Below are 13,452 nucleotides of genomic sequence, written 5' to 3' on the forward strand. Positions count from 1 at the left end.
CCGCCCAAAGCTTGAAGCGTTTAATACTCGTTCGGCAAGTAAGTGATTGAAGAGCGGTTTAACTCTTGTCTTGCTGATTTAAAAAGTCCTTAAACTCTTCATCGTAGATGTTAAATAGAACAATGGTAATCGCAAAAATCAGCGGGCCGTAGATAAGACCAATCAGTCCGAATAGTTGGATACCACCCAGTAGCGAGAAGAAGATCATTAGGGTGTTCATACCCGCACTGCCTTGCATTAACAGCGGTCGTAGTAGGTTATCTATCGAGCCAACAATCGCCACGCAGTAAACGGTTAGGAAGATAGCCCAAGTCGTGTCACCGGTTAAGAACAAGTAAGCCGCCGCCGGGATCCAAATTAGCGCAGTACCTACTACTGGGATGAAAGAGGCAAAGCCCATCATGGTGCCCCAGAATAGGCCTGGGAAGCCAGCAATCCACATACCGAAACCACCAGCTATACCTTGTGCGATTGCAGTTAGGAATGATCCCATCACTGCTGATTTCGATACTTGCTCAATCTCAGCGAGAAGTTTGTCTTCTTGGCTGCGAGACAGAGGAAGAATGTGGCGAACCACACTGATGATTTTGTCATGATCTCTTAGTAGGAAGAACAGAACGAACAGCATCAAGAAGAAGTCCATCAAGAAGTTGGTCGCATCACCAAGGATCTTTGCACTGATGCCGACAAGCTTAGAGCCAAAGCTCGTCGCGAACTCGCCAACTTTTTGTGCGATAGCCTTAGGCTCAATGTTATCGAAAGGCAGGTAGTTATTTACGAACGACAGCGCTTTAACCACGATAGGGTGCTCAAACAGGGTTTGAATACCGCCATGTGTGACCCATTGATAAGTGTTTTGAGAAAATAGAGAGCCTTGCTGCACAATCGCTGCAAATACTGCCAGTAAAGGGATAACAATAATAAAGGTTAAGATCACACAAGATAGCAAGGAGACGAGGTTTGCTTTGTTCGGGATCTTCTTTTCAAGCCACTCATGGATCGGAAACATTAACAGTGAAATGATGAAGGCCATCACGATTGAGTTAACGTATGGTTCTATAAGTAAGTAACAAGCATAAGCTGCAGCGAGCAGCGCAATGATGATTACCCAGTGACTGGAATTGATTTTAATTTTTTCTGACACGGTAATGGTCTCTATATTTGCGTTCTGAGTTTATAATGGCTGCAAAACAGAGAGTTAGCAATGAGGAGTTTTGATTATGGGATGCTGTAATAAAGATAAGAAATGCCAAGATGAAGAGCAGCAAACGAAAAAAGAGATCCCTTGGTTCAGAATGTTCCTTGGTACGCTGATGCTGTTGGTTTTCTTGTTCTGGGAACGTTAAGCGCTTTGCCGACATTGGATGACGGATGTGAAAGGGAGGTTCCCTTAAAAAAGCTGAGTGCCATCCATTAAAAAGGGCTGCGTTAATGCAGCCCTAAATTCAATCAGTTAGCGACTTATCAGCGCTTATGATTATTTGCTTTCTGCAGCAATAATCGCAAGAGAGCGGTCAGCGGCTTCTAGTGTCGCATCAATCTCTTTTGAACCGTGAGCAAGCGATGTGAAGCTTGCTTCGAATGCTGAAGGTGCAAGGTACACACCGTGATCTAACATTAGGTGGAAGAAGCGCTTGAAGCGTTCTACATCACACTTAGTTACATCTTCGTAGCAAGTTACAGCCTCTTGCTCAGTGAAGAAGAAACCAAACATGCCACCAACTTGGTGAACCAGCATTGGAATGCCGTGCTTGTCAGCAAGTTGCTTGAAGCCACTCGCTAGCTGCTTAGTTTTTGATGCTAGACGCTTCTCGTTGCCTTCTTCACGTAGAAGGTTCAGACATGCATAGCCTGCAGCCATTGCTACTGGGTTACCAGAAAGAGTACCCGCTTGGTAAACTGGACCCGTTGGTGCGATGTATTGCATCACGTCTTTACGACCACCAAAAGCACCTACAGGCATACCGCCACCGATAACTTTACCTAGACACGTTAGGTCTGGCTTGATGTTGTAGTAAGCCTGCGCACAGCCTTCAGCCACACGGAAACCTGTCATCACTTCATCAAAGATCAGTAGTGCGCCTTCTTGGTCACAGATCTCACGTAGACCTTCGTGGAAGCCTTCTACTGGTGGGATACAGTTCATGTTGCCCGCTACAGGTTCAACGATGATACAAGCGATCTCACCTTTGTTTGCTTCAAACAGCTCACGCACAGAGTCTAGGTTGTTGAATGTCGCCGTTAGTGTGTGCTTAGCGAAGTCTGCTGGTACGCCTGGAGAGCTTGGCTGACCTAGAGTCAAAGCGCCAGAACCTGCTTTTACAAGTAGGCTGTCTGCGTGGCCATGGTAGCAGCCTTCAAACTTAAGAATTTTGTCACGGCCAGTAAAGCCACGAGCAAGGCGAATTGCGCTCATCGTTGCTTCAGTACCTGAGCTAACCATACGTAGCTGTTCCATTGAAGGAACCATCTCAGACACAAGCTCAGCCATTTTGATTTCAGTTTCCGTTGGAGCACCGAAGCTAAGGCCACGTTGAGCCGCTTCAATTACTGCATCACGGATAACAGCGTGGTTGTGACCAAGGATCATTGGACCCCAAGAGCCAACGTAGTCGATATATGCTTTACCATCAGCATCAAAAATAAGTGGGCCATCAGCGCGTTCAACGAAGATTGGAGAACCACCTACGCCATTGAATGCACGAACTGGAGAGTTTACGCCACCAGGAATAGTTTGCTGTGCTTTTTCGTACAGCTCTGCTGATTTGGTCATTGATATATCCTCTTTTGACTGTCGGACCAATTGGCAGGCATTGTACCTATCCATAATCCAACTAGGAATGGTTTCGCTGATATAATCGCCCGAATCTGATTGTTTTGTGTGGTTGCACATTCATTTTGTTTTTATTTGATGAGTTTTTAGCAGGAAAAACGGCGATCAGGTGGTGAATACTTGAACGTTTCAGTCAGGTATTGGATAATCAGCAGAATATAAGAAAACACTCAACAACTATGGTCTCGAATTAGATTTGTATCATGTTGTTTTTGACACAGGTAAGAGAGGTTGTCGTGAGCGAAGCAAATATCCCATTGTCTTTTTCTGATGCAGCAGCTACCCGCGTACAAACGCTGATTGCTGAAGAAGAAAACCCAGAACTAAAACTGCGTGTATACATTACAGGTGGTGGTTGTAGTGGTTTCCAATACGGCTTCACATTCGATGAAAAAGTAAATGATGGCGACACTACGATTGTAAACAGCGGTGTAACACTGGTTGTTGACCCAATGAGCCTACAATACCTAATGGGTGGTGTGGTTGATTATACAGAAGGTCTCGAGGGTGCACGTTTCTTCGTAAACAACCCAAATGCAACAACTACATGTGGTTGTGGTGCATCATTCAGCGTATAGGCCGAGATTAACGTCGCTTAATTGAAAGCCATATTCGAAGCATCGTAAACGCCGGACTTATGTTCGGCGTTTTTGTTTTTTACACCCTTCATTTTCACTTCCCATTTAGTACACGGCATATTTTTCAAACTGTCGATAGTGTCCAACTTCATTTGTCCTTGGTCTGTTAAGGTTACTCATGTGCATCAGGAAGTTGCACACGATGCGATTGAGCTAATTTACGCGCCTAATGCGCCAGAAAAGGATTTGCTATGCCCACTCTATTTTCTAACTCGCCACTTTTTCAGAAACTTAAACAGCCGTGGTTGGTCTCTCTGACTTTGGTCATACTGCTTTCTATCTGGCTGGGTTTAGGTGTGGGACAAGCCGAAGAGTCACCAGAGCGAAAAGCGACAGAGATTCCATTAGCTAAGGTTTCCTACCAAACATTTACCTCATCACCCACCTTTAGGACCATTGATTTATACGGTCGAACAGCACCAGATCGACACGCACGTCTAGGCGCAGAAGTTGCAGGAAAGGTCGTCAGGCTGAACGTTGCCAAGGGTGATAGCGTTAAAGCAGGTCAAGCCATTGCTCAGATCGATAAAGGTGACTTGGAAATACAGTTAGAACGAGCATCAGCTCTGTATCGCCTAAAGCAGAAAGAGTTTAAAGCGGCGCAGTCACTCAAGAAAAGAGGGCTGCAAGGGGAAATTGCTTACACCACTGCAGAGGCTTCGTTAACAGAAGCGAAAGCTATGATGCGCAATGCGGAGTTGGCTTTAAAGAATACTGTGACTACTTCGCCTTTCTCGGGTGTGGTTCAAGATTTAATGGTCGAGCTCGGTGATTTCGTTGGAGTTGGCGACCCCGTTGCTGGTGTGATTGACCTTGACCCTCTGGTGATCAAAGCGGATGTCAGTGAGCGTCATATTCAGCATCTGTTAGCCAATCAAGATGCATTGGTTCGTCTACTTGGCAGAGAGGAAGTAGAAGGGCGATTACGTTATGTGTCTCGAATCTCTTCAGCTTCTACTAATACCTTCCCAATCGAAATTGAAATCGATAACTCTGATGGCTTACTGCCCGCCGGTGTCAGTGCTGAAGTAAAACTCAATCTAGAAACAAGAGATGCTATCAAGGTGACTCCTGCGATGTTGGCATTAGACGAAGCGGGTAACCTAGGAGTTAAAACTCTGGTGTCAGTTGATGATGCGCCAAGCGTTAAGTTTGTCGGCATACAGCTAGTGAAGGCGGAGCAAGATGGAGTTTGGCTCACGGGCTTAGGTCAACAGGTCGATATTATTACCGTCGGACAAGGCTTTGTACGTGATGGTGATTCGGTGATTGCGGTTGAGCAAGGTGCTGAACTCTCAAATACAGTGGCTGAGTAGGAGATAACTGATGTATTCAATTATTGATGCAGCTTTGTCTCGTGCTCGCACCATGCTTTCTCTGTTGGCGCTTATTTTGGTTGCAGGTGTTATTACCTATATCACGATACCTAAGGAGTCGAGCCCCGATATTACCATCCCGATTATCTATGTTTCAGTTGGGCATCAAGGGATCTCACCAACCGATGCTGAGCGTCTGTTAGTTCGACCTATAGAACAAGAGCTTAGATCCATTGAAGGCGTAAAAGAGATGAATTCAACCGCCGCAGAAGGCCATGCTTCTGTGGTGTTGGAGTTTAATGTTGGGGTTGACCTTACCAAAGCGATGGCCGATGTGCGTGACGCCGTTGATCTTGCTAAGCCAAAACTGCCAGAAGACAGCGATGAGCCGACGGTTAATGAGGTGACGCTCGCCTCTGAGCAACCTGTTCTGTCTGTGGTGTTATTCGGTACTGTTCCTGAACGCACCATAGTGCAAATTGCTCGAGAGCTTGGAGATAAATTAGAGAGCTATCGCCAAATATTAGAGGTCGATATAGCGGGTGATCGGGAAGACATTGTGGAGATCATTGTTGATCCCCTATTGATGGAGAGCTACAGCCTAGATCAAGCCGATATCTATAACCTGATTGCGCTAAATAACCGCGTTGTAGCGGCTGGGTTTGTTGATACTGGTTATGGTCGATTCTCGGTCAAAGTCCCTTCGGTGTTTAACTCCTTAAAGGATGTGCTTGAGTTACCTATCAAAGTGGATGGCAAACAGGTCGTTACTTTTGGTGATGTAGCCACAGTTCGTCGAGCGTTTCGAGATCCGGAGAGCTTTGCGCGTTTAGATGGGAAATCTGCGGTAGTCTTGGATATCAAGAAGCGAGCGGGTGAGAACATCATTGAAACCGTAGAGCTGGTGAAAGCGGTAATGGCTGGGGCTCAGCAGCAAGCTGAGTGGCCAAACAATCTGTTGGTTAAATACACTTGGGATGAATCGAAAGATGTGAAGATCATGCTCAATGATCTTCAAAACAACATCTTATCCGCCATCATTCTGGTGGTGATCGTAATCATCGCGATTCTTGGCGTGCGTACTGCTTTGTTAGTCGGCATCTCAATTCCTGGCTCATTCCTCACGGGGTTATTGGTTCTCTCAGTATTTGGGTTAACCGTTAACATTGTAGTGCTGTTCTCTTTGATTATGGCGGTGGGGATGTTGGTCGACGGCGCGATTGTGGTGACTGAATTTGCCGACAGGAGAATGCAAGAGGGAGAAGGACGCAAAGATGCCTATCGAGATGCCGCTAAGCGGATGGCGTGGCCGATAACGGCATCAACCGCAACCACTTTAGCAGCGTTTGCTCCGTTGCTGTTCTGGCCGGATGTGACGGGCGAATTCATGAAGTATCTCCCGTTAACTCTGATCGCGACTTTAACAGCTTCATTGATTATGGCACTGCTGTTCGTGCCTGTATTAGGTGGCTTGATTGGTAAGCCTCAATACGTATCCCCTCAGAACCAAGCTCGAATGGTCGCCCTGCACAACGGCGATTTTTCTCAAGCGACAGGCTTAACCAAGGCGTATTACCACACACTTTCTTTAGCGATTAAGCACCCGCTTAAAATTCTGTTTAGCGCGATACTACTCGCGGTTGCGGTAGGCTTTACTTACTCCAAAGCAGGTCTAGGAGCCGAGTTTTTCCCTGAGGTTGATCCGCCATTCTTTAACGTTAAAGTGCGCTCGCATGGTGATCTTTCTATTCAAGAAAAAGATGAGATCATGCGCGATATTGAACAGGTGATGTTAAATCATGACGAGTTCGATACGGTTTACACGCGAACGGGGGGCGATGATCAGATTGGTTTGATCTCGATTACACCGGTCGATTGGCAATACCGCCGCAGCGTTAAAGCGATCATCGAAGAACTTAAGGAGCAAACCGATCAATACGCTGGGGTTGAGATCGAATATAAGTTCCCAGACGCTGGTCCTCCAGTTGAAAATGACTTGGTGATCGAGCTGTCGGCTAAAACTCCCGAGCAGCTTAATCAGGCAGCAAAGATTGTAAGAAGCTGGGCGGATGGTAATCAAGCACTGACCAATATCAGTGATACCGCGAGTAAAGATGGCATAGACTGGAAGGTGGATATCCGCCGTGACGATGCCGCGCGTTTTGCAGCTGATGCCACCTTGGTGGGTAATACCGTTCAATTTGTAACGAATGGCTTAAAAATTGGTGATTATCTTCCTGATGACTCAGCAGAAGAAGTCGATATCTTGGTGCGTTATCCGAATGATAAAAGGGATATCGGACGCTTCGACCAGCTAAGAGTCAAAACGCCAGCAGGCCTGGTTCCGATAACCAATTTTGCTCAGATCGTTCCAGACCACAAGCAAGACACCATCAAGCGCCTTGATGGTAAGCGAGTCGTCAACATCATGGCAGATATGGAAGAAGGATATAACCTTGCTTTAGAACTGCTAAAGATCGAGCAGGCGTTAAGTGAGCTAGGGCTTCCAGATAGCGTAGATTTTCGTATTCGTGGTCAAAATGAAGAGCAGGAGAACTCGTCAGCCTTTTTGCAAAGTGCATTCTTAGTAGCACTAGCGGTGATGGCTTTGATTCTTATCACTCAGTTCAACAGCTTCTATCAAGCCTTCTTAATTCTAAGTGCAGTCTTGTTCTCTACGGTTGGCGTGTTCGTTGGCTTACTGATTTTCCAACGCCCGTTTGGCATTGTGATGTCGGGTATTGGAGTAATAGCACTCGCCGGCATAGTGGTGAACAACAATATCGTGCTGATTGATACTTATAACCAGCTCATCAAAAGAGGCTTAGATAAGCGAGATGCGATTCTGAGAACGGGTGTTCAGCGTTTAAGGCCTGTAATGCTCACGACGGTTACGACTATCTTAGGTTTAATGCCGATGGTGTTAGAGATGAACATCGACCTGATTAATCAAAAGATAGAGTTTGGCGCGCCAAGTACCCAATGGTGGTCGCAGCTCGCGACTGCTATTGCTGGTGGTTTGGCGTTTGCCACGGTGCTGACCTTGGTGCTGACTCCTTGCTTGTTGATGCTAGGGCGGAACAACAAACCTGAAAAACACTAGACGGGAGTGTTACGTGAACATAAAAAAGAGCGCCTTGATGGGCGCTCTTTTCATTTTCTATTCTGCTGTGAAGCTACAAGCTACAGGTATTGAACTTACTAGTTCGTCGCTAGCAACTGACCGTATCGCTCAAGGTTCTTCAATCGAATCTCTGAGTTTGCAATAAAGGTTGCTTTTGCCTTACCCGTTAGCGACTTAGATTGAGGTAATTTCACAGTACGCGCATTCTTGTGAACGCCATTAACTAAGAACTCGTAGTGCAAGTGTGGGCCAGTTACACGACCTGTGCCGCCCAGAGTACCAATAGTTTGACCTTGCTTGACTCGTTGACCTGTTTTCACCATACGCCTCTTCATGTGCAAGTACTTAGTGATGTAAGTATTACTGTGTCGAATGAACACGTAGTTACCGTTGAACTGGTTATAGCCAGATTTCTGTACGATACCATCACCGGCGGCCCAGATAGGTGTACCAACAGGTGCTGCATAGTCGGTACCTCGGTGAGCACGAACCTTACCGGTTACTGGGTGTTTTCGGCGTGGGTTGAAGTTTGATGTTACACGACGAAAATCAATAGGAGAGCGCAGGAAGGCTTTCTTCATCGCTCGGCCGTTTTCGTCGTAGTAGTTACCGCTTTTATCGTCTAATACCGCAGTAAATGAATCGCCTTGGTTGGTAAAAATAGCAGCCATGATCTTGCCTCGGCCAATCACTTCACCTTCAACCACTTTCTCTTGGTATAAGATTTTAAAGCTGTCGTTTTTACGAATATCTAATGCAAAGTCGATATCCCAACCAAAGATACCCGCAAGCTCCATGATTTGGTTAGCGGTTAGTCCTGCGCTGACGCCTGCATTCCAGAAGTTAGAGGTAATATTGGCTTCGGCATAGTTGTATTGGTAAGCCACTTCTTTTTTATCAAAACTTGAAGTGAATGAATCGCCAAACTTGGTGATTTTGAAGCTTTCAAACGCGCTTAGTTGGCGTTTGAGCTGAATAAGGTCGTTGTTCTCATCGAATCCGAACTGCAGCACATCACCTGGTCTTAGGTTCGAGAGCTGCTTTTTGATGTCTTGATTGGTATTGAGAAGGTTGAGTAACAAGCGGTATGAGAGACCAATACGTTCAAATAAAACAGAAGTGCTTTCGCCAGAGCGAACCGTGTATTTTTCCCAGTTAAGTACAGCCGTTGGTGGCGCGTCATTCGAGCTTACTAGCGCAGAAGCATCGATGCTCAAAGGGTAGTGTTTTCCTACAACAAGCGCGCCCGTATCGTCACGTAAGCTGTTGACGTCGGGAAGTAAGAAGAGCGCTATGAAAATTATGGCACTAAAAAATGCGATAAAAGCCCGGTGCAATATAGGAAGGCGTGCAAAAATAGACAACATGTTCCGGTTCGTTCTGTAAATATTATGAAAATCGGCGACGGAATAGTGTAACTGGTTTCAAAATACATCGCTATTCAAGTAAGATGTCTAACTATTATATTTTTGCCAAATCTGTGGGAGTGAACAAAAATGGCGAGTATTGAAGCTGCACTAGCCGAGATCAAACGTGGCGTAGAAGAACTAATTCCAGAAGACGAGCTGATTGCTAAATTAAAAGAAGGTCGTCCTTTACGCATTAAACTGGGTGCCGATCCAACGGCTCCAGATATCCACCTAGGCCATACGGTTATCTTTAACAAGCTTCGTGCTTTCCAAGAGCTGGGTCATGAAGTGACATTCCTGATTGGTGATTTCACTGCAATGGTTGGTGACCCATCAGGTAAAAACTCAACGCGTCCACCACTAAGCCGTGAAGACGTATTGAAGAATGCTGAAACTTACAAAGAGCAAGTATTCAAAATTCTAGATCCTGCGAAAACACAAATTCGTTTCAACTCTGAGTGGCTATCTGACCTTGGCGCAGAAGGTATGATTCGTCTTGCTTCTAACCAAACGGTTGCTCGTATGCTTGAGCGTGATGACTTTAAAAAGCGTTACGCTGGTGGTCAACCAATCGCTATCCACGAATTCATGTACCCACTTCTACAAGGTCACGACTCTGTTGCACTAGAGAGCGACGTTGAGCTTGGCGGTACTGACCAGAAGTTTAACCTGCTAATGGGGCGTGAACTGCAAAAAGCAGCAGGTCAAAAACCACAAGCGGTACTGATGATGCCGCTACTTGTTGGTCTAGACGGCGTTAAGAAGATGTCTAAGTCTGCACACAACTACATCGGTATTAGCGAAGCACCAAGCGAAATGTTTGGTAAGATCATGTCTATCTCTGACGATCTAATGTGGAGCTACTACGAGCTACTTTCTTTCCGTCCACTTGAAGAAGTGGCAGAGCTGAAAGCTGGTGTTGAAGCGGGTAAAAACCCACGTGACGTGAAAGTACTTTTGGCTAAAGAGATCATTGCTCGTTTCCACAGTGAAGCGGATGCTGATGCTGCAGAGCAAGAGTTCGTTAACCGCTTTGCTAAAAACCAAGTGCCAGATGATATGCCTGAGTTCGAATTCGAAGCGGGCCTACCAATTGCTAACGTTCTAAAAGAAGCGGGCCTAGTAAACTCGACTTCTGATGCGATGCGTATGATCAAGCAGGGTGCTGCTAAGATCGAAGGCGAGAAAGTTGAAGACAACAAACTGGTACCAGAAGCTGGTACAGCTGTTTATCAAGTAGGTAAGCGTAAGTTTGCTCGTATTACTATCAAGTAATAACGTACATCAATGATTGAATAAAAGGCATCTACGGATGCCTTTTTTATTGACAGAAAGTTGACGAAGAATTTTTTACAGGATTGCTACACTATGCGCGCTGTCGAACTGACAGTAATTTTGGAGATTTTTATGAACAATACCGACCATCCTCCTAGTTTGAATGGAGAAGAATAACCTGTCTCGGTATTGATCTATTGTCCTGCCGTTCAGGTAGGGTATCTTTGTTTTCCCTTCATTCTTTTCCACACTCTAGATTCTAACAAGTTGACACATCAGTGCTTTAAGCTCTTGGTGCGCTCAGTTATATGCTTTATGTATCGAGTTATACGCTCTTGGTGTACACCGCTTTATGCTTGTGAAGTACTCACTGTAGGCTACTTGTTTTGATGGTCGTTACCTTTGCCAATCGGGAGATTCGCCATGACGGTAATGAACAACACTTTTTTATCTATTGAAGCTCTGTACTCAGAGCAAGACATCCAAGCTGTATCGAATGCATTTCAGCAATATGGGCGTGAACAGCAGGTCAGGCTTTTGAACTGTATGCCGCTTGAAGATGCAGTACTTGTATTAGGGCAATGCTCTCTAAGTACGATTCAAGCTCTACTTAGTGAGCTAGAGGAGCAAGGCTTTGAAAAGCGTTCGCGACATCTAGCTCACCAACTAGGGCTAATCTATTCAGAGGTTGAGCCTCAACAGGGTTACCTTTCTACAGGTGTATTAAGCCATGTTAGACAGCGTATCGGTTGGATTATTGCGCTGGCACTGCTAGGCATCGTTTCTGGGCTTATCATTGCTCAGTATGAAGATATCCTAAGCCAGTTGGTACTGCTGGCTATCTATATGCCAGTTATCGCTGCAGCGGGAGGTAACACGGGAACACAAGCCGCTACTCTGGTGATTAGAGCCTTAGCCACTGGTGAATTGAAAAAACGCCAGTGGGCCAATGTTCTATGGAAAGAGTTTAGAGTAGCGATTTGCTTAGCACTGGCGATTGCCGCGGTAATGATTGGACGTATCTTGTTGTTCAGTGAAAACCAGTCTACTGGTGGTTACGACATTAACATGATTGCCTTTGCTATCGCTGTTGCTCTGTTTATTCAGGTGACAATATCGACGGTTCTTGGCGGCGGGTTGCCTATCGTGGCTCGTTTGTTCAAGTTGGACCCTGCAGTGCTAGTGAGCCCGGTATTAGCATCAATAGTAGACATCTCGGGGATGTGGATCTATTTCACTGTCGTAAATGCGTTTTTAGGCATCGCCTAGCGCTTATTAAATAGTAACAGCACTTCGAAAATAAAAATGGCGCTAAAGATCTAAGATCTTCAGCGCCATTTTTATTGTGTCATAAACCGCTTACAACAAACGGCTCGCTATTTGGACTGGCTCTGTGTTTGACTGTATTCAATCACATCTTTATAAAAAGCACGTTCAAACTGCGTAATCGGTGCTTCTACTGGTTTGTCTGGGTCTTGCTCTTCAGGGAAGTAGTCACGAACAAATTGCACAAACAGAGAGCTTGGCTTCCCAGACTCATCCAAACCATATCCCGCCATATTGTAGGTTCCGTACAAAGAACCACTCTTAGCTATGATATTGCTTTGAATCGGCGCTTTCCTCATGCTTTGTCGGTACTTAAGCGTTCCATTCATGCCTGATGTTGGCATGGCCTCGATCAGCTTGAGCTGTGAGTCGTTTTCCCAGATATAACGAAGCACTTTAGCCATGGTCTGCGATCTCATTCGGTTGTTTCTAGATAATCCAGAACCATCAACGAGCTGCGCTTTGCTGAGGTCGATATTCGCTTTGGTCAGCAGTATCTGTTTTATTGCTTCAGTGCCGTTATTGAAACTGCCCGGCTGCACATAAAACTTTGCTCCCAAGGTTTTGGTTAGGTTGTCTGCGATCAGGTTATCTGATTTTTTTAGCATGGTATCGAGCAGTTCTGGAAGTTTCGCTGAGTGATGACTAGCCACTAATGTCGCTTTGTTTGTGCCTTCTTTAGCTGCAATGAGTACATCACCCTTTACTTGTATTTTCAGCTCTTTGAGTAGTGAGTTCACCACTTGAGAGGTGTAAAGCTCAGGATTTTGAATCGCGAACTTTAGTGGTAGTGGCTTCTTACGTTCCACTAAGCAGCCAGAGAGCGTGTACGAGTTGTTTGGCGTTGTGATGAGCTCTAAGTCGCACTGGGTGGCTTTTTGTCCTGAACGCGTCACTGTGGCTGCATTGGTTGTCACGTCTATTGGATAATGGGCTGGAATATAGACGCGAGTGCTACCGTTATCTTTTGTATAAATAGAGGCTTGTGCACAGTTGCTGTCTAAGGTCATCGCACTAGAGGGCGCGCTGTAACAAACGCCTAGAATGTCCCAAGGCCAACCAACCGCTCGTTGATAGCCGGTATAAGCCGTGTTATCGAGGTATAAGTTGCCTTTGATGGTTCTGGATCGCGACTTAGCGTACTGAGCTAACAGGCTTTTTAGCTGTTCACGTTGCAGAGTTGGATCGCCACTAAATGAAATGATTGAATCATTGCCAGAACGAAGAATGCTAGTCGTGTAATGAAAGTCATCTCCCAACTCTAGCTTGGCCGCTAAAGCCGTCACCAGTTTTAACGTGCTGGCTGGTGGATAAAAGTCATCGCTATTGGTATTAAGCTCGCTTGAATCATTGCTTAACGATTTGATGATCAAACTCGTACTACTACCATCGGGCAGTCTATCTAGAGGGGCGTATGCGGAAGCGTTAACAGATAAAGCGCTAATGGAAAAACTACATAGCAGTAGTGTGGATAGAAGGCGCATAGAAGATTGTCTTGGATGGCTGGTGTTTTTAGTATACAGATATAAAA

The 13,452-nt window shown here is 45.6% G+C and carries 10 protein-coding genes; 6 read left to right on the top strand and 4 right to left on the bottom strand.

The window, feature by feature from the left end; all coding sequences use genetic code 11:
• Window positions 1-58: 58 nt before the first annotated feature.
• Window positions 59-1,144 carry an AI-2E family transporter gene (locus F0251_RS18740; RefSeq protein ID WP_008222174.1) on the bottom strand — a complete coding sequence of 362 codons (1,086 nt, stop codon included), beginning with the start codon at window positions 1,142-1,144 and terminating at the stop codon, window positions 59-61.
• Between the two features lie 76 nt (window positions 1,145-1,220).
• On the opposite strand from F0251_RS18740, the gene F0251_RS24580 reads away from it, so the two are divergent.
• Window positions 1,221-1,346: a hypothetical protein gene (locus F0251_RS24580; protein ID WP_004734537.1), complete on the top strand. Its 126-nt coding sequence runs from the start codon at window positions 1,221-1,223 to the stop codon at window positions 1,344-1,346.
• 131 nt (window positions 1,347-1,477) lie between these two features.
• Here F0251_RS24580 and hemL read toward each other — a convergent pair whose 3' ends face one another.
• Window positions 1,478-2,773 (bottom strand): glutamate-1-semialdehyde 2,1-aminomutase, encoded by a 1,296-nt coding sequence (gene hemL / locus F0251_RS18745; RefSeq protein WP_061032498.1) that lies wholly within the window; start codon window positions 2,771-2,773, stop codon window positions 1,478-1,480.
• A 296-nt stretch (window positions 2,774-3,069) separates the two neighbouring features.
• Here hemL and erpA point away from each other — a divergent pair, with 296 nt between their 5' ends.
• The 3 genes from erpA (at window position 3,070) to F0251_RS18760 (ending at window position 7,890) form a co-directional block, all read left to right on the top strand.
• Window positions 3,070-3,411, top strand: coding sequence for an iron-sulfur cluster insertion protein ErpA (gene erpA / locus F0251_RS18750; RefSeq protein ID WP_004738231.1), 342 nt, complete (start codon window positions 3,070-3,072; stop codon window positions 3,409-3,411).
• Window positions 3,412-3,662: 251 nt separating this feature from the next.
• Window positions 3,663-4,787: an efflux RND transporter periplasmic adaptor subunit gene (locus F0251_RS18755; protein WP_171731583.1), complete on the top strand. Its 1,125-nt coding sequence runs from the start codon at window positions 3,663-3,665 to the stop codon at window positions 4,785-4,787.
• 10 nt (window positions 4,788-4,797) lie between these two features.
• Window positions 4,798-7,890 carry an efflux RND transporter permease subunit gene (locus F0251_RS18760; protein WP_171731584.1) on the top strand — a complete coding sequence of 1,031 codons (3,093 nt, stop codon included), beginning with the start codon at window positions 4,798-4,800 and terminating at the stop codon, window positions 7,888-7,890.
• A 98-nt stretch (window positions 7,891-7,988) separates the two neighbouring features.
• Here the strand turns inward: F0251_RS18760 and F0251_RS18765 are convergent, their stop codons facing one another.
• Entirely contained in the window at window positions 7,989-9,278 is a 1,290-nt protein-coding gene (locus F0251_RS18765; protein ID WP_171731585.1) for a peptidoglycan DD-metalloendopeptidase family protein, read from the bottom strand.
• 129 nt (window positions 9,279-9,407) lie between these two features.
• On the opposite strand from F0251_RS18765, the gene tyrS reads away from it, so the two are divergent.
• Both tyrS and F0251_RS18775 read left to right on the top strand, forming a co-directional pair.
• On the top strand, window positions 9,408-10,595 hold the full coding sequence (gene tyrS / locus F0251_RS18770) for a tyrosine--tRNA ligase (RefSeq protein WP_004738241.1): 1,188 nt from the start codon (window positions 9,408-9,410) through the stop codon (window positions 10,593-10,595).
• A gap of 423 nt (window positions 10,596-11,018) precedes the next feature.
• Entirely contained in the window at window positions 11,019-11,864 is an 846-nt protein-coding gene (locus F0251_RS18775; RefSeq protein WP_061032502.1) for a magnesium transporter, read from the top strand.
• Between the two features lie 107 nt (window positions 11,865-11,971).
• On the opposite strand, the gene dacB is transcribed toward F0251_RS18775, so the two are convergent.
• Window positions 11,972-13,405 carry a serine-type D-Ala-D-Ala carboxypeptidase gene (dacB, locus tag F0251_RS18780; RefSeq protein ID WP_171731586.1) on the bottom strand — a complete coding sequence of 478 codons (1,434 nt, stop codon included), beginning with the start codon at window positions 13,403-13,405 and terminating at the stop codon, window positions 11,972-11,974.
• Between the last annotated feature and the right edge of the window lie 47 nt (window positions 13,406-13,452).

The organism is Vibrio sp. 070316B (genome assembly GCF_013114115.1).
GTDB lineage: Bacteria > Pseudomonadota > Gammaproteobacteria > Enterobacterales > Vibrionaceae > Vibrio > Vibrio chagasii_B.

Excerpts from the sequence above, each read along its gene's own strand:
- F0251_RS24580 (WP_004734537.1), top strand. The coding sequence starts at position 1,221 with ATGGGATGCTGTAATAAAGATAAGAAATGCCAAGATGAAGAGCAGCAA.
- hemL (WP_061032498.1), bottom strand. The coding sequence starts at position 2,773 with ATGACCAAATCAGCAGAGCTGTACGAAAAAGCACAGCAAACTATTCCT.
- F0251_RS18755 (WP_171731583.1), top strand. The coding sequence starts at position 3,663 with ATGCCCACTCTATTTTCTAACTCGCCACTTTTTCAGAAACTTAAACAG.
- F0251_RS18760 (WP_171731584.1), top strand. The coding sequence starts at position 4,798 with ATGTATTCAATTATTGATGCAGCTTTGTCTCGTGCTCGCACCATGCTT.
- F0251_RS18765 (WP_171731585.1), bottom strand. The coding sequence starts at position 9,278 with ATGTTGTCTATTTTTGCACGCCTTCCTATATTGCACCGGGCTTTTATC.
- tyrS (WP_004738241.1), top strand. The coding sequence starts at position 9,408 with ATGGCGAGTATTGAAGCTGCACTAGCCGAGATCAAACGTGGCGTAGAA.
- F0251_RS18775 (WP_061032502.1), top strand. The coding sequence starts at position 11,019 with ATGACGGTAATGAACAACACTTTTTTATCTATTGAAGCTCTGTACTCA.
- dacB (WP_171731586.1), bottom strand. The coding sequence starts at position 13,405 with ATGCGCCTTCTATCCACACTACTGCTATGTAGTTTTTCCATTAGCGCT.